At 39.3% G+C, this 24,551-nt stretch carries 21 protein-coding genes and 3 pseudogenes; 7 read left to right on the top strand and 17 right to left on the bottom strand.

The features are described from left to right. Positions 1-121 precede the first annotated feature (121 nt). Positions 122-634: a hypothetical protein gene (locus AC0VZ8_RS34640; RefSeq protein WP_475487865.1), complete on the top strand. Its 513-nt coding sequence runs from the start codon at positions 122-124 to the stop codon at positions 632-634. Positions 635-684: 50 nt separating this feature from the next. Here the strand turns inward: AC0VZ8_RS34640 and AC0VZ8_RS34645 are convergent, their stop codons facing one another. The 5 genes and pseudogenes from AC0VZ8_RS34645 to AC0VZ8_RS34665 all read right to left on the bottom strand — a co-directional run. Continuing rightward, positions 685-1,119: a hypothetical protein gene (locus AC0VZ8_RS34645; RefSeq protein ID WP_475487866.1), complete on the bottom strand. Its 435-nt coding sequence runs from the start codon at positions 1,117-1,119 to the stop codon at positions 685-687. A gap of 328 nt (positions 1,120-1,447) precedes the next feature. Beyond that, positions 1,448-1,759, bottom strand: coding sequence for a LuxR C-terminal-related transcriptional regulator (locus AC0VZ8_RS34650; protein ID WP_475487867.1), 312 nt, complete (start codon positions 1,757-1,759; stop codon positions 1,448-1,450). A 3-nt stretch (positions 1,760-1,762) separates the two neighbouring features. After that, positions 1,763-2,479 (bottom strand): metal-dependent hydrolase, encoded by a 717-nt coding sequence (locus tag AC0VZ8_RS34655; RefSeq protein ID WP_475487868.1) that lies wholly within the window; start codon positions 2,477-2,479, stop codon positions 1,763-1,765. Between the two features lie 19 nt (positions 2,480-2,498). Further along, positions 2,499-4,418 (bottom strand): ATP-dependent DNA helicase, encoded by a 1,920-nt coding sequence (locus AC0VZ8_RS34660; protein ID WP_475487869.1) that lies wholly within the window; start codon positions 4,416-4,418, stop codon positions 2,499-2,501. A 188-nt stretch (positions 4,419-4,606) separates the two neighbouring features. Beyond that, positions 4,607-6,049 (bottom strand): annotated as a pseudogene (locus AC0VZ8_RS34665) (transposase); the annotation flags it as partial. Between AC0VZ8_RS34665 and AC0VZ8_RS34670 the strand changes: the two are divergent. Together AC0VZ8_RS34670 and AC0VZ8_RS34675 are read left to right on the top strand one after the other, a co-directional pair. Continuing rightward, a pseudogene (locus AC0VZ8_RS34670) lies at positions 6,049-6,906 on the top strand (transposase); the annotation flags it as partial. The pseudogenes AC0VZ8_RS34665 and AC0VZ8_RS34670 sit on opposite strands and share 1 nt — an antisense overlap. Before the next feature lie 73 nt (positions 6,907-6,979). After that, a pseudogene (locus AC0VZ8_RS34675) lies at positions 6,980-7,519 on the top strand (Tn3 family transposase); the annotation flags it as partial. A 604-nt stretch (positions 7,520-8,123) separates the two neighbouring features. Here the strand turns inward: AC0VZ8_RS34675 and AC0VZ8_RS34680 are convergent. Then, a complete protein-coding gene (locus AC0VZ8_RS34680) occupies positions 8,124-9,272 on the bottom strand; it encodes a zinc-dependent alcohol dehydrogenase (protein ID WP_090727731.1) in 1,149 nt (382 codons plus the stop codon). Positions 9,273-9,660: 388 nt separating this feature from the next. Next, complete coding sequence (locus AC0VZ8_RS34685) at positions 9,661-10,026, bottom strand: winged helix-turn-helix transcriptional regulator (protein ID WP_031538335.1); 366 nt, start codon at positions 10,024-10,026, stop codon at positions 9,661-9,663. Positions 10,027-10,229: 203 nt separating this feature from the next. On the opposite strand from AC0VZ8_RS34685, the gene hxlA reads away from it, so the two are divergent. The 3 genes from hxlA to AC0VZ8_RS34700 all read left to right on the top strand — a co-directional run bounded on the left by hxlA (position 10,230) and on the right by AC0VZ8_RS34700 (position 12,773). After that, positions 10,230-10,862, top strand: a complete 633-nt coding sequence (hxlA, locus tag AC0VZ8_RS34690; protein WP_031538336.1) for a 3-hexulose-6-phosphate synthase — start codon at positions 10,230-10,232, stop codon at positions 10,860-10,862. 8 nt (positions 10,863-10,870) lie between these two features. Beyond that, positions 10,871-11,428 carry a 6-phospho-3-hexuloisomerase gene (hxlB, locus tag AC0VZ8_RS34695; protein WP_031538337.1) on the top strand — a complete coding sequence of 186 codons (558 nt, stop codon included), beginning with the start codon at positions 10,871-10,873 and terminating at the stop codon, positions 11,426-11,428. A gap of 358 nt (positions 11,429-11,786) precedes the next feature. Further along, entirely contained in the window at positions 11,787-12,773 is a 987-nt protein-coding gene (locus AC0VZ8_RS34700) for a Gfo/Idh/MocA family protein (protein WP_072526549.1), read from the top strand. Positions 12,774-13,407: 634 nt separating this feature from the next. Here the strand turns inward: AC0VZ8_RS34700 and AC0VZ8_RS34705 are convergent. The 8 genes from AC0VZ8_RS34705 to AC0VZ8_RS34740 all read right to left on the bottom strand — a co-directional run bounded on the left by AC0VZ8_RS34705 (position 13,408) and on the right by AC0VZ8_RS34740 (position 19,991). After that, positions 13,408-14,070 carry a hypothetical protein gene (locus AC0VZ8_RS34705; RefSeq protein ID WP_475487870.1) on the bottom strand — a complete coding sequence of 221 codons (663 nt, stop codon included), beginning with the start codon at positions 14,068-14,070 and terminating at the stop codon, positions 13,408-13,410. 61 nt (positions 14,071-14,131) lie between these two features. Next, complete coding sequence (locus AC0VZ8_RS34710; protein WP_475487871.1) at positions 14,132-14,515, bottom strand: PadR family transcriptional regulator; 384 nt, start codon at positions 14,513-14,515, stop codon at positions 14,132-14,134. 88 nt (positions 14,516-14,603) lie between these two features. Then, complete coding sequence (locus tag AC0VZ8_RS34715) at positions 14,604-15,368, bottom strand: hypothetical protein (RefSeq protein ID WP_475487872.1); 765 nt, start codon at positions 15,366-15,368, stop codon at positions 14,604-14,606. A gap of 1,201 nt (positions 15,369-16,569) precedes the next feature. Beyond that, positions 16,570-17,121 (bottom strand): hypothetical protein, encoded by a 552-nt coding sequence (locus AC0VZ8_RS34720; RefSeq protein WP_475487873.1) that lies wholly within the window; start codon positions 17,119-17,121, stop codon positions 16,570-16,572. A gap of 172 nt (positions 17,122-17,293) precedes the next feature. Then, on the bottom strand, positions 17,294-17,671 hold the full coding sequence (locus tag AC0VZ8_RS34725) for an FRG domain-containing protein (protein WP_475487874.1): 378 nt from the start codon (positions 17,669-17,671) through the stop codon (positions 17,294-17,296). A gap of 151 nt (positions 17,672-17,822) precedes the next feature. Continuing rightward, positions 17,823-18,653, bottom strand: a complete 831-nt coding sequence (locus AC0VZ8_RS34730; RefSeq protein WP_475487875.1) for an ATP-dependent DNA ligase — start codon at positions 18,651-18,653, stop codon at positions 17,823-17,825. A gap of 144 nt (positions 18,654-18,797) precedes the next feature. Then, positions 18,798-19,133 (bottom strand): hypothetical protein, encoded by a 336-nt coding sequence (locus AC0VZ8_RS34735; RefSeq protein ID WP_475487876.1) that lies wholly within the window; start codon positions 19,131-19,133, stop codon positions 18,798-18,800. 273 nt (positions 19,134-19,406) lie between these two features. Next, positions 19,407-19,991 (bottom strand): Pycsar system effector family protein, encoded by a 585-nt coding sequence (locus AC0VZ8_RS34740; protein WP_475487877.1) that lies wholly within the window; start codon positions 19,989-19,991, stop codon positions 19,407-19,409. Positions 19,992-20,088: 97 nt separating this feature from the next. Here AC0VZ8_RS34740 and AC0VZ8_RS34745 point away from each other — a divergent pair, with 97 nt between their 5' ends. Next, entirely contained in the window at positions 20,089-20,853 is a 765-nt protein-coding gene (locus AC0VZ8_RS34745) for an adenylate/guanylate cyclase domain-containing protein (protein ID WP_475487878.1), read from the top strand. A 196-nt stretch (positions 20,854-21,049) separates the two neighbouring features. Here the strand turns inward: AC0VZ8_RS34745 and AC0VZ8_RS34750 are convergent, their stop codons facing one another. Both AC0VZ8_RS34750 and AC0VZ8_RS34755 read right to left on the bottom strand, forming a co-directional pair. Further along, positions 21,050-23,896 (bottom strand): P-loop NTPase family protein, encoded by a 2,847-nt coding sequence (locus AC0VZ8_RS34750; RefSeq protein ID WP_475487879.1) that lies wholly within the window; start codon positions 23,894-23,896, stop codon positions 21,050-21,052. Then, positions 23,893-24,534, bottom strand: coding sequence for a hypothetical protein (locus AC0VZ8_RS34755; protein WP_475487880.1), 642 nt, complete (start codon positions 24,532-24,534; stop codon positions 23,893-23,895). The genes AC0VZ8_RS34750 and AC0VZ8_RS34755 overlap by 4 nt, the downstream gene beginning before the upstream one ends. Positions 24,535-24,551 lie beyond the last annotated feature (17 nt).

Consider the following 24,551-nt stretch of genomic DNA (forward strand, 5'->3'; position numbering starts at 1 on the left):
AGCCCAAAGCCTATCGACAATAATCGCGCATAAATGGTGATTTATTCCTATGTGCACCTTGCTTAAATAAGGGTATATTTGGGTTTGTAAGGAATAAATTGTAATTTAGGAGGTATTATCCATGTCTATCTTCTCTAGAAATCACAAACTCGCCTATTCACTTTTCTTTACTTTTTTGCTTTTTTTCTCCACTTTAACCCCGTCATATGCTGCTGAATCCTCAGAATCTGTGACTTCTGAACTTGTGGTAACGGAAGTTGAAAATTCAACTCCAAAATTTGAGACCAAAGCAGTTAAAAAATGGGGTCCTTATTGGGTAAGACCACGAAACATCGGGGATTTTGATGGCGCGAGCGTGTATACTAACTCTGGGGTCACTACTTTCCAAATTACTGACTTACAAATGATTGGTGTTCACGCCAATGAATCTGCATATTTTACTATGAGAATTACTGATTTTAATACAGGAGAAGTAAAATACAGCAGAACGTTTACTGAGGATGTATCGGGAAAAAGTTTTGATGTGAGTAACGCCATTCCGGGGAGAACTTATCATGTAGTACTTGAATCTCACACCAATAATGATTGTGACGGAGGTTTCTGGATCACAGTAGATGGATATGCATATCAATAAAATAAATAGAGGATGCCCACACGAGGGCATCCTTTATCTGTTTGTACAAACTACATTATCGTTCTCGCATACTTCATCATTAAATCTCGGTCGAAATATGCACTGTTCATTTCAAAAAGAATGTCATTCTTAACCCATGTCAAATTTCCACCTGATCTATTTCTGTATGGACTGTAATAGTAGTTTATTTTCCCTTCACTAATAACCTCAGTAGTGTCAGATTTATTTACTTCTTCTCCTGTAAAATTACTTTCTGAAATGCTAAGTACTGAATCCTTGTCAGACAAATAAGTAATGACATATGTTCCATCAAGCTTTTTATTAACTACTTCCCATTCCTTTGGAACTTTTGGGTAAAGTGGTTTGAAGTTCACTTGACTTCTTTTGGAATCCGATTCTTTGACCTGAAGTGGAGTAGCATATGCTGTTGGAATACCTACCAGAAGAACAACCAAACAAGCGATAATAATTGTTGTCTTTTTCATGTTTCCTCCTAATATTACGGTTCTATTCAATTAGGATTGTCTTTTCAACATGAAGGTATACCTGTATTACATAAATTGTAAATTTATGTAGGTGATTGATAATATCTTGTGAAATAGTGTCATAATTTAATCCAAAACCAGTTGTGTAGCTACATTCTTTTATGAGTGATTGGTAAAACACTGGCATTGGATCGATCGCTATTTGACGAATTCGGCTTTTGACGAAGTTCAAAATTACATTCCACGACGTACCGCCACTAATTCCAGCCTCTAAATCTTTATGGTTTATCTCCCACTCTCCAACGGTACCGGTATATTCATTTTATATTCAGAATAACCTTTTTACTCTAAGATCTCCAATATAAACAGAGTTTGCATAACTCAAAAGCATCATTCTAAGGATCAGAGCTTGAAGTTCTCGAGCCGAACTTAATTTGGTTTTATGTAGTATGCTGGTCATATGATTTTTTAATGTGTGCTCGCGGATGCGCAACCGACAACCGAGATCCCGGTTATTCTCGCCATGGATGGCCAGAGCCTCTACCACTTCAATTTCTCGTGATGACAGTCTGTATGTATCCTTAATCTCCTGAAAAACTTGGTTCAAATTTGCGTTTTTGAATTTCATAACTAAACTCATACTTTAACCTCCAGTTAGGTGGGAATCTATAAAAAAAGTAAACCAAACGACACCGACAGTTGCCCCCATACAAAGGTATTCGATCAGGGTACCTTTAAATGTTCCTGTACTCATAATTCGAAACCTTAAGACGAATTGAAATGGGGGTAGAATACGAATACCACGATTCGTTAATGCATCAGCAAGAATATGAAGCATATAGGATAAACATCCAGCTAACCAAATTGAGCGGTCGCCCGTTGAAAAAAATAAGATTAAAGTCCAGCCGGTTAATCCATATAGAGTATGTGTTAATCCTCGATGCCGAAGGAAAGGCACAATGATTAAGATTGCTCCAGCGATATAGTGCCAGGGTGTGAACTGTTCGCCAAGTGTAAGAAGTCCGATACCTGCTAGGAACATGATCACATTCTTTAATCTCCGGTTAGGCAGCATCGTGAATGTCATTATGAACAGTGCCACCACAAAATTCCAAGGGGTAATTGCCCTTCCAAGAAAGCAACTGCCAGCAGCGGCCAACACTAACAAAAGTTGAAATACTCGAATCACTGGTTTTGGAATAGCTCTTGATACTAACAGAGAGTTTGGTTCATCGATATCAGGTAACAACGAACTCAGCGCGGCAACGACAACAACGGGAAGTGTAATGACGTGTCCGGTTAGTCCAAGTACAGACACGGATAGTCCCGTACTAATTACAAAATGAGCTCTCCCCATCATAAGTACCAGCTCCTTTCTACTAAATCGGTAGAATGTGTACCAAATCGGATACGGTTGATGAGTACTGACATTTTGGCAGTGATTTAATGATAAGTCCTTTGTATCGTTTGGTCCTCATTCGATTGTCGAGGATAATCACGGCCCCTTGACAGTAAACGGAGCGATTTAACCGCCCGAAACCCTGCTTTAGCTTAAAAATCATTTTGGGGAACATGTAGTCGAAAAAGCTACTACGATCGGCTTTCTCCAGCAGCTCGATTTGGGCTTTGATCAATGGGTCGTCTGGATGTGGAAACGGCAATCTGGGGATCACGACAGCGGTAAGGGCATCTCCAGCCACATCGACTCCAGTCCAGAAACTTGAAGAGCCAAATACGATCGTTCGCGGCTCATTCTTAAGATGCTGGATCAGTTCCTCTCTGTTACAGCCAGGATACTGGACCAATAGATGGTAACCTACCTCGCTGCAATAATTCTGAAAAGAACGAGCGACCTGGTTCATTGCCTCAAAGCTTGTAAATAGAACAAGCATGCGGCCGCCGGTATACATTGTGATTTCCTCCAACTTCTCCGCCGTGTACCGGTTAAATTCCTGGCTATTTGGATCCGGTGCATCATCGGGAACAATGATCATCGTCTTGTTCAAGTAATCAAAGGGACTCGAAACAAGGACAGAATCATATTCCTTCACCCCCACTCGACCTGCAAAAAAGGAGAATTTCCCCCCATTGGACATGGTTGCGCTGGTTAAGATGACGGGAACCTTTTCGAACAAGCTTGAAGCTAAGATGACTTTAGGAAAAAGTGGAGCTGCATGTAGTGTGATGTGATCACGACCACGAACAGTTGCCCAGTAGGCCCAGGAACGCTTGGAATTACTACTTATAAAATCCAGATCGTCATTGCACTCGAAGAGCTTGTCCAGAATATCCGAGGCGCCCTTGACGTTCAGACTCTTTAGCTTATCAATGAATTCCTTTATCAAAGAGCAAACATCAGCAACATTGATTTTTTCATGAAGGAGTTGATACGCTTTATTTTGCATTCCATTTCCGACCTCAGCATATACCTGATCGAGTTTTGACTGAATGTCCTGGCGAATCTGAGAAAACATGAGCTGCGTACGAAGATCTAATTCTGTAAAGAAATCTCGACGGAATAGATGTTCGAATAAAGATTCAAACCGGTTCACATCAGCAGATTTTTCGAAAATCTGGCAGCAGACGTCCTCCATTTCATGCGCTTCATCAAAAATAACGGCGTCATAGTTTGGAAGCGAACCATTTCCAGTCTTCCTTCGTATAGCAAGGTCAGAGAAGAAATAAGCGTGGTTGGTGACAATAATATGTGATTTATGCATCTTCTCTTTTAACTCTTCAAGTAGGCAGGACTCCGGCTTATTGATTGCCGGGCAGGTGCTTGCTGAAATTTTGTTCCACAAGCTATCTTCAACATCGAATCCAAGGCCGGTACGGTCGTTTACGTGCTCTCGCGTGACCCTCTTGAATATTTTCTGCACGGTTTTGGATTCTTCCGTCATACTTCGAAGTGTTTCCTGCCATAGGTTCTCTAGTTTGGAATAGCAAACGTAATGAGATTTTCCTTTCACGAGCTGGTATTTTAAGTTCTGATGCTCCATTTTCAGTATCTGTTGTACGCGTGGGAGCTCTACATTTACGATTTGAGTCATAAGCGGGATCGTATGAGTACAAACAATGACGGTTTTATTATTTTCTACAGCCCACTTGGCTGCTGGAATTAAATAACCAAGTGATTTACCTGTGCCAGTGCCGGCTTCAGCCAAAAGGTGCCTTTCAACCTCCAGTGCGGCCCCTACTTTATTCGAAATAAGCATTTGTGGTGGGCGCGGCGAGTATCCTTTCACAAGTTTGGAGAGGTGGCCACCGGCTCCAAGCGCACGCTGAATAAATTCTTCCACAAAAACCTCCTTGGATTGATGTATATATATTAATTAATATATTAATATAGTACTATATGGCCACAAAAAATCAAATTAATTTCAATTATTCTTCTCACGGGGTACGACCGAGATACATGTAAAAAAGGGTCATAGTATGGTATTGTTTACCATTTATAACCCTTTCTTGCTCTTTACTTTCTTATATACTATACAGGAATATCTCCCTCGATTGGTTGTGGAATATTTTCTAAATCGATCATATAGTCTCCGAAACGTTTTATATGCCTAGTCAGATAAGGGCTAAGCATGACAATATCTTCTTTTGAAAATACATAGCCTTCTTTAGAAAGTTCCCACAAAATAAGTGTTATATCACATACATTTTGGAATATTACTGCGTTGGCAACTAAATCATTATATTTAATTCGCTTTTCTTGTTCTTCTGGATCATTTTCTGAAATGATCCCATCGCCACCAAAAAATAGCCATTTGGAAAAGCCGTTATATGCTTCGACTTTGTTTGTACTAGCACCAATTTGCTCTCTTAGTTTTATATCAGAAATATATTTAAGCAAAAATACAGTTCTTACAATCCTTCCTAATTCCCTAAAAGCTTGATATAATCGGTTTTTTCTACTATAGTTACTTAGTTTTCTAAGTAGTGTAGAGGGTAATATTTTACCAGCTTTTATAGAAAGAACCACTTGGAGCAGATCTTGCCAGTGTGTTTCAATTAGGTCCCAGTCAACGGTATCACTAAACAACTGATCAATGTGGTGATATTTTGTGTCCTTATCAGCCCTGTAAAATTTTAAATCCTTCCAATTTCGAATACGAGGCATTAAATTAATCCCCAATAAATGTGCAAGTGCAAAAACAGGCGTTGATTGACCTTGCGTATCAGCATGTAACGTATCGGGCTGAATGTCTGATTTATTTTTCAGCAAACCATCAATAATATAAACTGCTTCCCAAACTCCACATGGAATGAAGTGACTAAAGAGTGCAATATAAGTATCTGAAACATGATGATATGCAATCCCCCCATAACCTCCGTATCGAATGTGGTATTCAGAGATTAAGTTTTCTTCGTAGAGATCAAATTTTGTTCCATCTGCAGCAGCCGTTTTTCCATCACCCCATAGTCTAGGCAAACTAAATTGATTGTATTGATTTAAAATATTACGAATAGCTTCGTCTATTTTAGATGCATTAATATGTCGCCGATTTACAAATGAAATCATGTGTGGGGTTACTGCTTTTTTCATGTGCTTAGAAGTCTGTGTTGGTCCTAAATTACATCCGTATCCAAAAGAAGTAATGATATAACGTTCCATTGCATTTTCAAGCTTAGGATCTGAACCAGATAATGGTCCAAAATGCCGTGTCCAATTTGTCCAATGTTCTACATTACAAAGAATATCTAAGACATTTCGTTCAGGTAACCGTTGAGAAATAACTACCTCTAACGCCTTACTTGTCTGAGGTTGTTCTTTTCTCATTATTTTTCTCAACGTTGGTTCTCCATTTTCATTAATGATTACCTGGCCGTTATCAGGGTAGTTTAAATCTACTTTTTGTGCAGTATCTCCTAGCCAGAGCTTTAATTGTTGAACAAAATCCCCTGAATTTGAAGAAAAGCCAAGTTTATGGAACGGGGAAAGGAGCCACCATCTACCGTTTCACTAGTGATCAATTTTCTTCTTACTACACAAAGATCATTCATACTAATTCAAGGGATGCGATTCATGTTTTGGATGGTTTGTTGCACCATGAGACGGATTTAAACATAGAAGAGCATTATACAGATACTGCGGGTTACACAGACCAAATTTTCGGATTGACTCATTTATTAGGATTTAAATTTGCTCCAAGAATAAGAGATTTATCAGATTCAAAATTATTTACAATAGATAAAGCAAGCGAATCTCCAAAATTAGAAGCCATTTTACGTGGACAAATAAATACAAAGGTCATTAAAGAAAATTATGAAGATGTTTTGCGATTAGCTCATTCTATAAGGGAAGGAACAGTTTCAGCATCCCTTATTATGGGGAAACTAGGTTCCTATTCAAGACAAAACAGCTTAGCTACCGCCTTACGTGAGATGGGCCGAATAGAAAAAACGATCTTTATTTTGAATTATATATCGGATGAATCATTAAGAAGAAAAATACAACGAGGATTGAATAAAGGAGAAGCCATGAATGGATTGGCAAGGGCTATTTTCTTTGGAAAACAAGGTGAGCTTAGGGAACGAACCATACAGCATCAATTGCAAAGGGCCAGTGCCTTAAATATAATCATTAATGCCATCAGTATCTGGAATACTTTACATCTAACAAAGGCAGTTGAATATCAAAAACGGTCAGGTAGTTTTAATGAAGAATTATTGCACCATATGTCACCTCTAGGTTGGGAACATATTAATTTACTTGGAGAATACCATTTTAATTCGGAGAAAATGGTCTCGTTAGATTCTTTAAGACCCTTGAAACTTTCTTAACGTTGTTAAAACTGGGGGAATAGTCGGGGAAATGGGCTTAGCGTTGTAAATCCGCATTTTCCTGACTGTACCCCATATGAAGGTTATACGTAAAAATTATGATGATGTTTTGCGTCTGGCACATTCTATTCGGGAGGGGCAAGCCTCTGGTGCCCTCATTATGGGTAAACTTGGTTCTTATGCTCGGCAAAATAAGGTTGCTAAGGCACTTAGAGAAATGGGAAGAATCGAAAAGACGATTTTTATACTAGATTACATCTCAAACGAATCGATGCGCCGCCGTATCCAACGTGGGTTAAACAAAGGAGAAGCCATGAATGCTCTGGCTCGATCCATCTTCTTTGGAAAACATGGAGAACTGAGAGAACGTGCTCTGCAGGATCAATTGCAACGCGCAAGTGCTTTGAACATCTTGATTAATGCAATTAGTGTATGGAATACAGTTTATCTAGGCAAAGCTACCGAATTACTTCAAAGTAAAGGAATGTTACGGGAGGATTTATTAAAGCATATATAACCATTAGGATGGGAACATATCAACTTCCTTGGAGAGTATCGCTTCGATCCAAAAGGAGTTACCAACTTAGAATCATTGCGGTCTTTAAATCAATAATAGTTCTAAAGCCGATTACATCCTTAACGTGGTGAAAATTGGCTATTTTTGTATCCAGATCCCCTTAACGTTGTAAATCCGCGTTTTGCTGACGGTACCCCTATTCCAAGTTAAACCAGAATTCAAGCCTGTTGAGTTTTGACACCATTTATTCGCCGTAATTGGGGTCCTACCAACGAAAAGCGAAAAACATACGCTAAGGAATTTGTTCAGATAACCTTGAGTTCCTTAACACCTTCTAACAAAAGGGTTTATGAGGATTTTCCTCATTTGTTGATGTTCAATAACTCATTCACTTATCTATGTTCAGTTAATAGGTCGAAAATAAGTTTCATTACATTCTTGATGGGCTTAGCGTATAGAAAATGAGTTTTTTCTATGTCGAAATGTGCTTAACGTATGTTTTATGCGAAATGTTGGCTGTACCCCTAATTAAAAAAATCGATTCCCTAATTAGAGAATCCGTAAAATGATTTTAGACTTAAACGAAAGTTAAAATAGCTGTTTTTGCATAAAAAAGCCCCGTTCGTAAAATTACACTTTTACCAACGGGGCTTTTAATGTTCTTCATTGTTAAAAACATGGTTATAACTTTTTGGGAAGGTCAGGGTTTGAGAACAACTTTGACACACCCATCTTCGTGATCATTAAAGATTTGATAGGCTTCACTCGCCTGGTCTAGACGCAATTTATGAGAGACGATTTCTGTTGGATCCAGTTCTCCTTCCGTAATCATTTTAAAGAGCATTGGCATGTAATGGATGACTGGTGCCTGACCCATTTTTATTTTTACATTTCTTTCAAATATGTTTCCTAAAGGGAACTGGTTATATTTAGAGCCGTAGACCCCCGTCAGCTGCAGCGTTCCAAATTTTCTCACAGCACTCATACCGATTTCGATCGGGCTGATGGTTCCGCCAATAAGCTTCATCTTTTGTTCGACAGCTTCGATTGGTGTTTTTTTCCCATCCATCCCTACGCAATCAATGACGGCATCTACACCGCCACTTGTAATTTCTTTAATATGGGAACCCATAGAAATCATATCATCAAATTCATCAAAATTAAAAATCTCAACATTGTTCATTTTTTTGGCACGTTCAAGCCTATAGGGAAGATTATCGACGGCAATGACTCTTTTTGCGCCTTTCATCCAGGCAAACTTTTGCGCCATCAAACCAATGGGTCCACAGCCGAGCACGGCAACTGTATCCCCTTTTTTCACTCCTGCACTTTCAATGCTCCAATAAGCAGTTGGCAGTACATCAGACATAAACAGTAATGCTTCATCTTCAAGTTCAACAGATTCAGGAATCACGAAAGGCATAAAATTTCCATAGGGAACACGCAAATATTCAGCCTGTCCACCCGGATGATTCCCGTAACGCTCCGTAAATCCAAAATATCCGCCTGTATCAACTTCTGGATTTGGGTTAGAATTATCACATTGGCTCTCCAAATCATGCTGGCAATAGTAACAGCTTCCACATGAAATGTTAAATGGGATGACCACTCTATCCCCTTTTTTCACTTTTGTTACCTCTGGTCCGACCTCTTCTACAATACCCATGGGCTCGTGGCCAACTACATAATCTTTTTCAGCTGGCAAGGCACCTTGATAAATATGTAAATCAGACCCACATATCGCTGTTGATGTAATGCGCACAACAATATCGTCTTTTTGTTGAAGCTTCGCATCTGGAACTTCTTTCACCTGCATATCCTTGGAACCTTGAAAAGTAACTGCTTTCACAAGTAAAACCTCCTATTATAAATTCATATAACTCTTATAATACCCATTGAAGAAATTAATATACTTTTTTTTTATTTTTAGTTCTATTTAACTAAATAGGGCGTTTACTCCAGTTCAACTCCCGATTTGACATTAAAAATGAGATGGAAAAAGCGTACTAATCTGTTATCAGATGTACGCCTTTTCAACTACCTAAATCGTGCGCAATAGCCACAATCTTTGAGAGAACAGTTAAAATAAATCTAAAAATCTGCGCTTTTAAAATTTGTAAATTCTAGACGTTGGAATAAAAAAATGAAGCAGCATCTTTATTAAGATAGCTAACCGTGGTTTGTTAGTATATGAACTTTTTTACACTTTTTCGAACCCCTAGGAGAAACTCTTTTTTCTACTGAATAGACGATTTGTTTTCTGTTTCTTTTTCCAATACATTCTCAATATAATCTTTACCCCAGTCATACATAGCATCCAGAATAGGCATCAGACTTCTTCCATACTCAGTGAGTGAGTATTCAACTTTTGGTGGAACGACAGGATAGACTTCACGATGAACAATCAAATGGTCTTCAAGTTCGCGCAATTGATTAACAAGCATTCTTTGAGTGATACCCGGCATGAGGGCCTTTAGTTCACCAAAACGTTTGGTTCCTTCTTTTCCTAGATGCCACAATACCAACATTTTCCATTTTCCACCAATAATCGAAAGAGTCAATTCTTTTTCACAATTAAACACTTTTTCCCCAAGATTCGGCATTCATTTAACCTCCAACCCTTATTATGTCCAATAGTATACTTTTTGTTACTATATGATAAAAAAGTGCATACTTTTAATTTAGTAACATACCCAGTATACTGAGTATCATACCGTTAGTAAATAGCTATCAATTGGATACAATAACACTGTGCAAAAGAAAGCTATACGGCACAATATACTATTATATAAGGAGCGAGTAATAAATGAAATTACAATTAGCATTAGATCTTGTAGATATTCCAGGAGCCATTGAATTGGTGAAAGAAGTAGAAAATCATATAGATGTTGTAGAAATCGGCACGCCGGTTGTGATTAATGAAGGCCTTAAAGCAGTAAAGGAAGTGAAAGCTGCCTTCCCTAACTTAACTGTATTAGCTGACCTTAAAATCATGGATGCAGCTGGATATGAAGTTAGCCAAGCATCTGCAGCAGGCGCTGACATCATCACCATTCTTGGTACAGCTGAAGACGAGTCCATTAAAGGTGCTGTAGAAGAAGCAAAAAAACAAGGTAAACAAATCCTTGCTGATATGATCGCAGTTAAAGACATTGAAGGTCGTGCGAAAGAACTGGATGAACTAGGAGTAGATTATATCTGCGTTCACACAGGTTATGACCTTCAAGCTGTAGGAAAAAATTCTTTCGAAGACCTTGCAACCATTAAGAGCGTTGTAAAAAATGCGAAAACTGCTATTGCAGGCGGAATCAAATTAGAAACACTTCCAGATGTGATTAAAGTACAACCAGATCTTGTCATCGTAGGTGGCGGTATCACAAGCAAAGACGATAAAAAAGCAGTTGCAGCTAAAATGCAAGAATTAATTAAACAAGGTTAATTATAACTATGAAAACTACTCAATATTTAGCTGAAGTCGTTCAAGAATTAAGTCGGACAGTCGACTTAATCTCTGACGAAGAAGCAGAGAAGTTGGTTAATAAGATTCTGGAATCCAAAAAAATCTTTGTTGCAGGTGCGGGCAGATCTGGATTTATGGGCAAATCTTTCGTGATGAGAATGATGCACATGGGGATCGATGCTTATGTAGTCGGTGAAACTGTAACAGCAAATTTAGAAAAAGGTGATTTGTTGATCATCGGTTCAGGTTCAGGTGAAACGAAAACCTTGGTTTCAATCGCTGAAAAAGCAAAAAGTTTAGGTGGGACGGTCGCAGCTGTAACGATTTCCCCTGACTCCACGATTGGAAAATTAGCTGATATTATCATTAAATTGCCTGGATCACCGAAAGATCAATCTGAAAGTGAATATAAGACCATACAACCAATGGGGTCACTTTTTGAGCAAACGATGTTATTATTTTATGATGCATTGATCTTGCGTTTTATGGAAAAAAAAGGCTTAGACTCTACTAAAATGTACGGCAAACATGCCAATCTCGAATAGAGTACACTTTAAAAAATATGGAAACATCGTAAAGACCGCATTTATTTCTTTTATGAATTGCGGTCTTTACTGCATATTACAAATAACACAGTCCATACAGGAAAGAAAAAATAGCCTCTGATTCAGTCCCTTCTATGGCCGGATCAGAGATCATTATTGGGTGGGGCACAGCCAAGAATTTAGCCATCACTCACAGTATGAGCCCTATTTGGGTTATCACCAATATTTCACTGGTAGGCCCCATGTCTATATAAGTTTTTTTATGGGAAAATAAAATCCTATTGGCGATGAAAAACGCTTCATAAGTGTAGTAAACAAAACTCTTCGTTTTATAAAACAAAGGAATGAGGTTGAATAAATGGTTCGATTCGGCGTAATCGGTACTAATTGGATTACAGAAAGATTACTTGAAGCAGCAAATGATGTAGAAGATTTTAAACTAACTGCTGTTTATTCTCGCACGATTAGTAGAGCAGAAGAATTTGCAAGTAAATATGGAGTAACAAAAATATTTACAAACCTAAAAGAAATGGCAGTTAGTCAAGAAATTGACGCGGTGTACATTGCTACTCCCAATTCATATCACGCAGAACAAGCTATTTTATTTTTGCAAAATGGCAAACATGTGTTATGTGAAAAGCCACTGGCTGTTAATGCAACCGAAGTAGCGAGGATGATTCAAGCCGCAAAAGATCATAACGCCCTATTAATGGAAGCAATGAAATCAACATTACTTCCAAACTTCAAGGTCATTCAAGATAATTTACATAAAATTGGTCCTATCCGTAGATACTTTGCAAGCTATTGTCAGTATTCATCTCGTTATGATAAATACAAAGAAGGAATTGTCCTTAATGCCTTCAATCCAGAGTTTGCGAACGGTTCATTAATGGACCTTGGTGTCTATTGTTTGTATCCACTTATTACATTATTTGGTGAACCAAAAGAAGTGAAGGCAACTGGCATTATGCTTGATTCGGGTGTGGATGGTGAAGGTAGCGTCATCTTAAAATATGATGATAAAGATGCGATTGTGATGTATTCCAAAATAACGAACTCTTATTTACCAAGCGAAATTCAAGGCGAAAAAGGAAGTATCATGATTGATAAGATTCATACGGCTGAAAAAGTAGAAATTCACTACACTGACGGCACGGTTGAACAATTAACAGTCGACCAATCTCATCCAGCTATGTATTACGAAGTGAAAGAATTTATTGAATTAATCAACCGAGGAAAAACAGAGTCTGATACTAACTCATATAAAAATTCATACACCACGATACAAGTGTTGGATAAAGTGAGAGATGAAATAGGTCTTGTATATCAAAGTGATCATAAGTGAAAAAACACAAAAACCCCTACAGCGACTTGTATTATTCTCTTGAGAAATTACGAATCTGGCCTGTTTGTCGAAGAATAAAAGAAATCGTTTTAGAACTTACCTAAACTATTTTGCATCCATTCTTTTTTATAAGAGCATTATAGCATTTTCTACCCGGCTAACAAATTTTAAAGGACTTTTGCTTATTATGCAAAGGTTCAATGCTCATTTTTTAAGATGTGTTTCTTCTTTAATTTGTGATTTAGTTTAAGTATTCCTTAATAGGAGTAGCGACAATGACACTACCCCTATTAGGATCCTACCAACAACCGCACTTTTCTGACCCCACCCTACCCTACAGATTAAAAAGGGTTGTAAATGTAAAAAAAATCCATGCTATGACCCTTTTTTACAAGTACCTCGGTCGTACCCCCTCACAAGCTAAATCTGGTGAAAATAAATAGGCCATGTTCATTTTGAACATCGGCCTATTTACAGCAGTTTTTATGACGGTTTATTACTGTTATATGTTAAATTTACGATATTTATATCTATATTTAAGATTGTTATTGTTCTTGAAGGATCAATCGGAAAAATTAAGGTTTCACTGTCCGATGTTCTTATTTCCGTGACGGGAATGGAGTAAGGTCATGAGCTACTCGCGTAAAAAGGCTTTGAGATACTGCTCAGGGATCTTTCTCTTATAATGATCCGGTAGATGATCAAAACAATACACCATCTTGTTTCTATTGAGATTCGGTACCTGCTTTAGCAAGTCCCACTCATCCGCACTTAACACCTTATTACAACCAGCCATAATGCACTTTCGCTCAACCTTATGATTAGGATTTGCCAAACGTACCTGGTTCTGCCCCTCTATAGACGTATCGCTGTCCAATAGGTGCCGAATACCTGGATTACCTCCCCAATCCATCTTATTATGTGGCGCAAGGTCCCTCCAACCCATCTGCCAAGTGTCTAAGGCATCGACAAATGCACTGGCAGCAGCTTGATCTAGTGTATTGGAGATTTTAGGGCGCCCTTTGCTATCGCTATCGATATATGCTAAACCGTATCCGTCACGACTGTAGTCACCGATCGTAACCGTGACTATGACCTTTACATATAGATGTTCAAGGTTGATTTCAATGTCTTTTATCGATTTATTCCACTTTCCTTGCGTGGCAGCCTCCAGCCTATCCGTATAGATTTGATTCGGTATATAGGCTTTACTGTTATCGGATCGAAACTTCACAGTACCATGTGGAAACGATTCCTTCAATCGAAGAATAATTTCAGAGTAACTCAGCTCGTCCATTTTTTCACTCCCCAAGAATTCTTCTCTTACTTCACGGCCACTTTTACTTATGGGGTTTACATTAATTGTATCGCGCTATGTATTTTTCGAAGTTCGAATATACTTTCCGCGCCAGCCGAACCCGCTCCGGTAGATCCCGCAACATCTGCATCAAATATTCGTTACCTGAATCCGTGATGCTATAGTAGCGATTATACCGATCATCGCTCCCCCATTCTCGAATAACATGTCCATTCTCAGCTAGTTTCCTTAGCCTCGCGCTAAGGTATGAATCGTTAACACCGATTCCGCCCAGGACAGCTGCGATTTTCTTATCCAGTTCACTGACATAAAGCTGTTTACCGTCCTGAAGTTCTGATAATACTACGAAATCAATCACCTGCTGCACTTTAATGACGTAACCAAGTGTACCTTCTTTTTCAATGGGATTATCGTCTCTAGGCATAGAAGATTCTCCTTTCTATTGGCCGATAAATGATCGCTATCACTTTAAATGTACCATGTGTATGCGTAGTCATTCTCTATGAATAACTCTAAACCGGTTCAGATTTTAAGAATTGAAACTTTGAGCAGGTAAAAAGGGCTTCTTCAAAAGAATTATGCAATAACTCCCCTGTCTCCTCGTCGATGTTAAAGGATGCGGTTTGATTGATTTGAACGAGAACACCGTCAGCATTTTGCTCTAGTGCCTGATTTAACTGCTTTTGGCTAACATACTCAAACGCTTCAGGAAAAGTGTTGCGGAGCTCTTCGAGCTTATCTTTAATATAGTTAAACACGGTTTCTCCGTATTCCATTACTCTCTCTTTACTTGGAAAAGTTCCTTTGTGGGTTACTTCGTTCCTGAATTGTGTAGCCTTATTGCTTAACATATCAGGGGATTTATTAAAAGAAAGCAGATATAACATCATATACGCTCCAAGTTGGCGTTCTGATTGCTGGGACATTTTCTTCCAAGTGGTTAAGTATTGGGAATTGAAGCTGTTTCCCCCATCGGGTTTTTCACAGTTGTTTAATAAATATGCAGCTGTCATGACCTCAATACTAAACTCATGAAAACGTTCAACAGCGACAGCAAAATTGGTTGCGGCTTCACGGTAGTAACCATCATTCAATGCGTGTAGTCCCATGTCAAAAAGCAGCTCGAACCTTTGGTGGGTTAGTATCAATACACTGGGGTGCCCTTTAGGACAAGTAACAGACTGAATTATGATTTCATCAGTGATGTCAAACATGAAATAAGATTCATAGTCATTTTCTAGGATTTCGCAAACAGCGCACCGTGTTGAAATTCTCATTCAAACGCCACCTTAAACAAAGTATGATTTACTCATTAATTAATTGTATCATGAGAGAAGTTCAGACACAAAGCGTGTTTTTACTATCCGTGTTTGCACGGATACCCCTTTCCCTCTCCCCATCATACGTCGCACTCTCACATCCAGCCCCTTTTATACCATCCTTCTACTCCTCTTGTATCTAGTTTCGAATCTAGTTGCAAAATTTAAATCTGCTACTTAATCCGTATTTATTCTTCTGCTATGTACGTACTTAGTTGCAGATTTAAACTCTGCTACTTAATCCGAATTCAGCTGCAGAATTCCGACCGCCGGGGGGGCCGCGCGCTGCGCGAAAACCGGGTTGAAAAGGTGTCCAAACCCACAATGTAGGGATCCGAAAACAAGATACATCAAAATCGTCGAAGGATTACGAATATCCGGATAAAAAAAAGGAGCGGGAGCCAGCTGTGGGACTGTGGAGGTCAAAAGTTAATCATGAAGATATATCTCTAGGGTGGAACAGCCGACCGAACGGCAGATTGGTGAGGACGATAGGCGGTGGAAGGAAATGAAGCGGGGAATGGTCGATGGGAGGGAATAACCGTGCAAACACGCCTAGTGAAAACACGAATGTTGATATGCAGTCATGTTTCGAAAGTAGTCGCCCTGTATTCATACTTCATCAATCCTGGTCCCCTTTGATAAGTTTCGCGTGTATTCAAAAAACTGAATACTAATTTATTCATAAAACTAAACACTTTGTGGTATTATGGATGTATGAGATAGATATCATATATACGCTGTATATACGATATCATTAGGTATTTTCCGATTGGTAAGTACCTATAATAATTAAAAAGAGCCCAAACCGCTCCAACGGTTAAGGCTCTAAAGAACAAAGGCTGTGGAATGTCCACGGTATGTGCTTGTTCTATCCTTTTGCGAAAGACCACCTAGCCGGGAAGCTAAGAGGTGGTCTTTCTTTTGTTTGGCTTCCGACGTGTCCACCGGTATAACTTCCGCAGGCTGAGCACAATGCTTAAGACTGCTGCAATACCCTTCAGAATGTCTAGCGCGATCACAGGCGTCACCTCCTTTATCATGAGGCTACATCCGTGATCGCTCCACCGCACTTTGTCCTATTTATATTATAGCAAGTTATGGTATTATCCGACACCTAGATATTCCAAGATTAACAGCACTCCGTTTGAAAGACATCCTATTTTGATAGGTTTTTCTTCTTATACATAATCAAATCATTATTATACTTTATAGATTTTGCTATATTATCAAAATCGCCATAGATGCTTTCCAAATTTACACCTAAAAAATTTAACTCTTCAAGGATTGTTTCACTATTTTCAACTTCAATGGTTATGTCTGGAACAATAGATTGATAATTCAATACGCCATAGTTATAAACCTCCTCTACCTCATAGAGATAAGGTTGGTAAATAAACAATCCCTTCTGATTAGTGATCCTATCGAATAAATCTGGAGGCTGGTAAGTAAAATAAATATCCAATTTAATGTCCATCCCCCCTTTATATGACGTTAAAATATCAAGAATATTTATTAATAATGCCAAATATGTTTTAGCTGATTTTGATTCATACGAGCCTGTCATAAAATAAATACTGGATTCTTTTTCGTTTTCTAGAAATTCTCTAATTTTTTTCGGGCCTACTTTTCTTATTCCATCTATATATTCTTCTAGAGTGTCATAAATATACTTTTCAATCTTTCCAGTACTCAAATCAACATAAAACACGGAACTTTGTTCATAACATTTGATTAAATCCTCGATCCAAATTTCAATGTATTCCTTATTCTCTATGAATAGTTTTTCTACCTTTTCAAGGATAATGCTTTGGACATCTTTATCTTTTACTAGTAGCTCAAAAAAATTCTGATACTTATACTCTATAAGTAAATCAGTAATATCAATTATTGATCAAGTAGATTTCAGCACTATTAGTAGATTCTTGTTTTCCATTACAGGCAAAGAATAATGCCACTAGCGGTGATCTCGTGAAGTCTACAATATTTGTTGGTAATCCATGATGCTGACAAAAGGCTAAGAAATGCCGTTGTTCATCTCGTGAAAGTTTCCTAATCACTTTGTTGTAATAGTCTTTCCTCATTCCCTCAATATCATAAAAAGTATCTGACTCCCACCCACCTTTATATGGTCTAAAACCACTTGCTTGTATGCCTCCGTAGGCTTCATTTTGACCTCTAAAAATATAATGATAGTAATCCTTTTCTCTGATGAGGTCTATGTATTGTCCAACAGTAGATATAGTATGTTCAGATGTCATGGATTCTTCCTCTCTATAAATCACATAGTTTTCTCAAAATTATAACTTATAACATCCCTTCTGTGTCATTAATGTGCTGTTAAAGGATACTAAGCTCCTTGTATACTATAAAAAAATAAAGAAGAACCCACCGGGCCCTTCTTTTTTGTATTTAAACGACATACTCCAGCACAGCTAAACGCATCTTTCCAGTGCTCGTCCAGTTTCGAAACCGAACACCTATCTGTACATGGGGTTCGACAAAGACAAAATCTCTTGTCTCTCGAATTATTTTACGCTGCAGCAACGGGAACACTCTCTTACGTACCGTCTCGGTTAAACCGTACTCAACAACCCCTACCGGGATCAAACGATCATCTTCCTTAAGGGCAATGGACCAGGCTAGTTTTTTTCGAGAATATCCGGTGACAAAGACCGTTTCCCGGCTGTAGCAAACAACACGCTGCCAAACATCTCTCCTCGCCCCCGAATAATATCGGCTGTTCCGGAGTTTCAGTACAATGCCCTCCAGAGCCGCCCGCTCAACAGCGCTGTAAAAAGGGATGAAGTTATGATCAATATACCGAATCCTCTTGATCAGATCATTCTCTCGGAGAGTTTGCTCCAATAACTCTTTCCGGTCCATTAACGGCAGCCGGCGGACATCCTCGCCACATCTCTTCAAAATATCGAAAGCTACGAAAGTTAGACCTGGCGAGGGAGCGGGAGTACGGTTTTGCATGAAACGGCGCATCATGGCTTCAAAGTTGGGCTTACCGTCTGGATCCGATACAATGAGTTCGCCATCCAACACAGTTCCTTTCGGGACGGCAGCTTTAACCCCGCTCACGATTTCCGGAAATTTAAAAGTGATTTCGTTATTGTGCCGCGTATATATTCTCGTGTGATGATCGACTTCTACGACCGCTCGGATGCCATCCAGCTTTAATTCGGCAATATATCGATCGTCCTCAAACGCTTCTTTTGTATCTGCTAATAACATAGGTTCAAACTCCATCAAAAACTCACCACCTACATATAACGGTAGCATGTGAATTTTCACAATCCTACAGGTATATGTTGGTCGAATAATCTTCATCCGGGTCATTGTTTACATAATTTTGATTATGTGCCTATTGACACTTCTCTAGTTATTATTTTTTCCAAATGTCAATCTGGCCCATTCCTCTAAGGTAATACCATTTTGGATTTTAAATCCTTCTGCTTCATCAGCTGCATCAAAAACCAGCAATTCCTCATTATCTTGCTCATTAACCGTTTTTACCGGTCCATGACCGTAGTTGTATTCATTCGGCCGCGCATGAATCAATCTGACATAATCACCTGATTTAGCACAAGCTCCGGCTAATGCGGTATTATTAATATTATCCGGCGAAATCGGCCCGAATACAGCACAATGAGTCATTTCATCGTTGAGCTTTTCACAAATTCGGCAGGTTGGATAAATCTTCTGTATACCCATAGTAAAATCTCCCTTTTTCCATCTATTTGCTTTAATCATATAACGGAAGTCGAATTTCACAAAATTTTAGAATAAAAAAATGCCGGAATTACCGACATCTTTTTCAAATAAACTATTTTTTTCATTACACTCTGGTTATCTGGGTAAAGATTATCTTTTGCCTCCTCACGAGAACAGCCTCGTACAACAGGGAATCAACAGTCTTCCATCCGATTTTAACTTCTTTCCTGCTCATCCTTGCAACATGACTAATGTGAACACGGTTTTAGTAAATCATGCTTTAAATATCGGAATAAAAGAGACCAGTTTAAAAATAATTAGGAAAATCACCCCATACTTTATACGCTTGATGCCACTATTGTAGATACTAAATTTTATGGTTGTTATATAAGAATTAACATACACTTGTGAATTAAGATCACTTTGGAGTTGATCTAAAGAAACCTTAGTCAAATCGTCTAAATACTCCTTATATTTTCTATTTGCAATATCACCCCAAAATAGAAGTGAATTCCTGTGTAAACCGCGTTGTCTAATTTTCTTCTTGTCTACTTTACCTCTAAGAGTATTAAGGAAAGCCCATAGTGCCCATGAAATAAACAAGATAGCCAATCCAAAGAAAAGGACATTTAAAATTGAAATCCAAGATTTAAGATCAGTAAAATCAAAATGGAAATATATATAGGATAAATAAGTCTCCATTGTTTTTTCTATAGACTCATTCGATAAGATAAAACCAAGTATGACTCCTGAAATGCTTAATAGAAAGGATGCTTTTGCATCTACATTTCCTATCCAGAAAGAAATACGATCTAAAGTTCCATTTAAAATTGATTTTTTTTCACTGTTATCATCCATATATAGACTCCCAATTGAATTTAAAACCATATATAGTGTTATTAAGTAATATGTATGTTAGAATTTATTATACAACACGCACAAAGGAAGTGGTATCGTGGAATCTAATTATAAAATCTATAACTTTGAAAAAAGCAGGGAACGTATTGATGATATATTAAATTCTTCAAGTTCGTTTGAAGAAAAAGACACTATACCGAGCCGCGATGAGCTTACATTCACGAATGGATTTTACGTCAAATGTAGTTCTTTATTTATTGATTTAAGAGATTCTTCAAAATTACCTGAAAGACACCAATCTAAAGTACTAGCAAAAATTTACAGAAGTTACATAAGTGAGGCTGTTGCCATTATAAATGGAGATACTAATTGTAAAGAAATAAATATAGTCGGCGATTGTGTATCTGCTATATTTGGGGCACAGTATAAATCACAAATTGATGATGTATTTAGTACCGCCGCTAGACTAAATAGCCTAATAAATGTATTAAATTATAAATTAGAAAAGAAGGGCTACTCAACAATAAAAGCTGGTATAGGAGTGGCATATGGAAGAGTGTTAATGATTAAAGCAGGATATAACGGTTCTACGATAAACGATGTAGTTTACATGGGGGATGCTGTTAACAAGGCATCTAAGATGTGTTCTAAGGCGAGTAAGGAAACATCATCACCAATTGTAGTGACATCATCTTACTATCAAAACCTAAATGTAGAAAACCAAGGTCTTCTCTCAAAAGATCACTTTAATGATTATTATCATGGAAACGTAGTTAATACAGAGATGAAAAAATGGTTGGATGAACAGCGCAAAAAAGATGAAGAAAGGAAACAGAAAAACAATAACAACTTCTGGTTATAAAATCATAGCGAATGCTCTCAAATAGACTCGTCAGACTCGTAAACGCCGGCTTCTGGGTTTGAAGTTTACTCTTTTTTTGACAGCTTAACTCGTGGCGATTCCCTGTCAGCAGCCGGTGTTAATATGGAACAGACATTTGACACGTCCCCTTTCCATTTTTTTAACCATTGGGGAGCTTATAGCTCCCCCAAAACGTTTAGAAATTAAAAGCTATCTGGCCGGCTCCTACATTATACTTCTTTTTTGTCTTAGCCCCTGGTTTATTGCCCTCAACCACAAGCTCAATCTTTGCCTGCGAAGGATAGGGTTGCTCCTGAACCAGTTTGTTGGTTAAATGAAACACCCACCTGCGAAAGCCAGCTGTCTCTTTGGGAGCCTTTGAACAATCCCAGGTCAAAATGGTCGAATCAGGTCGGCCGGAAACATCCAATCCATCAACGCCAAGCTTTACTCGATCAGCTACGTACTCAATCTGCTGCTCAAAACGAGGATAAAGATCAGCAGGAATAACGGCGTTTGCCCAACCTAGAAGGGCTTCCTGTAGTGATTGTGCCTCGAAAATTTCGACCCCCAGTGGCAATGTACTTTCTGGTTTTTGCTCTTCACTGAGACTGACATCGACTTCGGCGATTGGATCCTCTGCCGCTGGCGCAATTTGAACCAAAGTATCCGGAATGAACTGACTTGCATCAATTGTCATCTTCCCCCAGATGGACTCTGCGCTCTCCACACCTTCAATGTTGTTCCCAACAAAGCGCTTCGCCAATTCAGTAGCTAAGCTACCCCCAGTTCCTTCAGTGAGGGCAGAAAGTCCTTCTTGAGAGAACTGCCCCTCTAAAGCCTGTGCAGCACTCATTTTGGCTGCCATCAAATTTATCGCAAGTTCCTGCATCGTTCCCTTATACGAATTGTACACGGTCAAACATTTATTTGCCTGACCGATCCGCCAGTGGCGTCTTGAAGCTTGGCGTACAATGTTCAGTCGGTATCCTGTCTGGTAAAAATAGAGCGACGGAAACATGAGAAGATCGAGTCCGGTGCTAACTAATACTGGATTAGTTAAGATGACCTGTACTCCTTCATGCACTCGATCAGCAATCCATTCTTCCCGATCTTTACCCTTGACATCAGACTCAAGAATCGCAGTTTTAATCCCTCGTTCTTCAAGCAGTCGAGAAAGCCGCTGCAATGTCTTCATTTTACCGGTATAGGTTGAGTAAATGCCGACTCTTCTCCCAAGCTTCAACTGCGAGCGCACGAACTTGATCATCTGTAGTTCTTTAGGATATAAGAGGCGGTCACTTAACCGATACTTGTCGGGTACAATACACTTTCCTGTATCCGGATGATAGACCCCTTTAAAGTTGAAAGGAACATCCGGATAGCTCAAGAGCGTATTAAGCAAGCTGCCGAGCAACAACGACTGTCCCCCTGCTGAGAGTTCTTTTTCAATGGCTGCTCTCAGAAGGTTTTCTACCTTGGTTATATTCTCTTTTAGGTACCCGGCAGGCGCAAGCAGCCTCATTCCCTTCCTAAGCCCTCTCTTAACTCCTGGTCGACGTTCAATACGAGTGCTGCAGTTTACAAACTTTCGCTCACCCTCAAGTGGAACACTCATCGGCCCTTCGCTAAGTTCCGGCAACACCTCAAACATATCAGCCATTTGAATGAACACAGCAACATCGCTTAGAATGTCCGTAAAGAGCTGAGGAGCTGCAGCTGGTTGTTCCTTCACGCTGGTACGTTTCGATTTCCCGTTACTGGAGCTGTTTAAATCTCCTTCATCACGTATTTTCGTTACCCGTTCGCGAACGCCGTATAAGTCAATCCATTTTCCTACATCATCCCAGTTAAAACCTAACTGCTTCATACGAGCAGGAAACATACGAAATATCAGCTCGAATAAGGAGGAAGCGTAACCGTTTGACAAGGTGCCCGTCATAGCGATCCCACGTCTAGCACAGTTTAAGAAGACATGAAAGGCGTGTGCTTGGGCACTACCACCAGCAAGCTCATGGCATTCATCTCCGATGGCCAAGTCAAATTTCCCCTTAAACCACCGCTTAAACAATTCTGCAGGAGATACCTTGCGTGGCGCCGTCCCAGTCACCGGCTTCGGCATGCCAGAGATGAACGTTTTATTGCGATTTTTTGCCTGCCAGAGCCGAGCTCCGCAAATACGGGTCTCGTCCTTATCCGGATCAGAATTTTCATACAGTCTTACAGGATTTGAGCAGAACAAATTACTTTTTCGTCGCTTGGGTTTTCCATGTTTATCGAAAAAGTCATCATGCTCCATGGGTACGAGGCCGCCTTCTTTTTCTTTCATCAACTGGCCTCCACAATCCGGACATTTCCATCCCCGAAATGCAACTTTTTCGACCATATAAAAATCTCCATCATTAGTCGGGATCCGCTGCTGATATGTACGGTCCGACCATTGAGCAGCCGGCTCGTAGATGTAACCAAGCTTAGCAGTATCCCTTGCTATGATAAACACCTCAATCTTTTGAGGCTTGGTATCCAACTTCCGACTATCACGAAGTCTAATGACATCTACATAATCAGACAAAAAATGAACCTCAAACAGATTCTTATCCAGTAATATTCCGCATTCCCGCTTCGTCTTCTTGATCAAGTGATTGGGAACCATATAAAGGACTCGCCCAGCTTTCTTCTGAAGCAGCTCAGTAATGAGCGAATAGAAGACCGAAATAGAGACGGATGTTTTCCCTGTTCCAGGCTCACCAATCACAAAGAGATTCCGATGACGCTTAAACCCCTTGATTAAAGCAGTTACGACGTGAGCCTGCGCTTGAAATAAAGGACGTTTGAAGTTTTCTAACACCTCGAGTGGCTTATCATGTCCAGGATGATGAACCGGGACATATTCGTCATTCAGACGCCGAATAAGAGCGGGCCCGAATAATTCTAAATAATCCCCAATGTTTTCTATATCCGCAAGTGATGTTACACTCTTCTCCCCTAACGATGGATCGATCTCCTCGATCGCCATATTATGGCTTTCTACGTGAGTACTCATGAAGCAGCCCCTTCCTTCGTATCATCGACCAGTCGAATAGCGCCTGTTCTGAGTCCATAGGACACATATTCGTCTAGAATGTCTTCACCGGCCAACAACTCGAAGGCAGCCAACTTACTATAATCCCCCGTATAGTCCCGCACATCAAGCGGAATGAGATATCCGTCCTGGAAAAGGCGTTGATACAAATATGGGATCCATTCTTCAAGTAACGGAGTTTCATAATAAGCATCGATTGCCCAGAAGAGCTTTTCATGAATGTTTCCATCCCATGCAAAGATACAGTAACCTTGATCTTCACGTGACAGCACTCTTTCACTGGCCACAATTCCGGTGACCAGGGTTTCGTCTTCACGTTGTGAAAGGTGTTTGTACTTTCCGTATGGCTTCACATATATGGCAGAGTGTTCACCGGGTTTTTCCCCAATTCGTGGTGCATGATAGATTCGGAAGTTGACATCCTCGGCCTTTTTGGCATGATGAAACTGTGCGAATACAGCCTGCACGCGTGAGTCAATATCGATAACATTTGTATAAATGAGATAATGATTCTTTTGGTCTGAATCATACTTCGTTACCAAAAGTGAACAATGGACTCTTACGTAAATATCTTTATGATTAAACTCCATAAATTTCATGTTCTTTAGTTCCCCTC

The sequence above is a fragment of the Paenibacillus sp. QJM3NY_38 genome, from assembly GCF_056173265.1.

Bases quoted from the DNA above. Each gene is read 5' to 3' on its own strand.
- AC0VZ8_RS34640 (WP_475487865.1), top strand. From the start codon at position 122: ATGTCTATCTTCTCTAGAAATCACAAACTCGCCTATTCACTTTTCTTT.
- AC0VZ8_RS34645 (WP_475487866.1), bottom strand. From the start codon at position 1,119: ATGAAAAAGACAACAATTATTATCGCTTGTTTGGTTGTTCTTCTGGTA.
- AC0VZ8_RS34650 (WP_475487867.1), bottom strand. From the start codon at position 1,759: ATGAGTTTAGTTATGAAATTCAAAAACGCAAATTTGAACCAAGTTTTT.
- AC0VZ8_RS34655 (WP_475487868.1), bottom strand. From the start codon at position 2,479: ATGATGGGGAGAGCTCATTTTGTAATTAGTACGGGACTATCCGTGTCT.
- AC0VZ8_RS34685 (WP_031538335.1), bottom strand. From the start codon at position 10,026: ATGCCGAATCTTGGGGAAAAAGTGTTTAATTGTGAAAAAGAATTGACT.
- hxlA (WP_031538336.1), top strand. From the start codon at position 10,230: ATGAAATTACAATTAGCATTAGATCTTGTAGATATTCCAGGAGCCATT.
- hxlB (WP_031538337.1), top strand. From the start codon at position 10,871: ATGAAAACTACTCAATATTTAGCTGAAGTCGTTCAAGAATTAAGTCGG.
- AC0VZ8_RS34700 (WP_072526549.1), top strand. From the start codon at position 11,787: ATGGTTCGATTCGGCGTAATCGGTACTAATTGGATTACAGAAAGATTA.
- AC0VZ8_RS34705 (WP_475487870.1), bottom strand. From the start codon at position 14,070: ATGGACGAGCTGAGTTACTCTGAAATTATTCTTCGATTGAAGGAATCG.
- AC0VZ8_RS34710 (WP_475487871.1), bottom strand. From the start codon at position 14,515: ATGCCTAGAGACGATAATCCCATTGAAAAAGAAGGTACACTTGGTTAC.
- AC0VZ8_RS34715 (WP_475487872.1), bottom strand. From the start codon at position 15,368: ATGAGAATTTCAACACGGTGCGCTGTTTGCGAAATCCTAGAAAATGAC.
- AC0VZ8_RS34725 (WP_475487874.1), bottom strand. From the start codon at position 17,671: ATGACATCTGAACATACTATATCTACTGTTGGACAATACATAGACCTC.
- AC0VZ8_RS34730 (WP_475487875.1), bottom strand. From the start codon at position 18,653: ATGTTATTAGCAGATACAAAAGAAGCGTTTGAGGACGATCGATATATT.
- AC0VZ8_RS34735 (WP_475487876.1), bottom strand. From the start codon at position 19,133: ATGGGTATACAGAAGATTTATCCAACCTGCCGAATTTGTGAAAAGCTC.
- AC0VZ8_RS34740 (WP_475487877.1), bottom strand. From the start codon at position 19,991: ATGGATGATAACAGTGAAAAAAAATCAATTTTAAATGGAACTTTAGAT.
- AC0VZ8_RS34750 (WP_475487879.1), bottom strand. From the start codon at position 23,896: ATGAGTACTCACGTAGAAAGCCATAATATGGCGATCGAGGAGATCGAT.
- AC0VZ8_RS34755 (WP_475487880.1), bottom strand. From the start codon at position 24,534: ATGAAATTTATGGAGTTTAATCATAAAGATATTTACGTAAGAGTCCAT.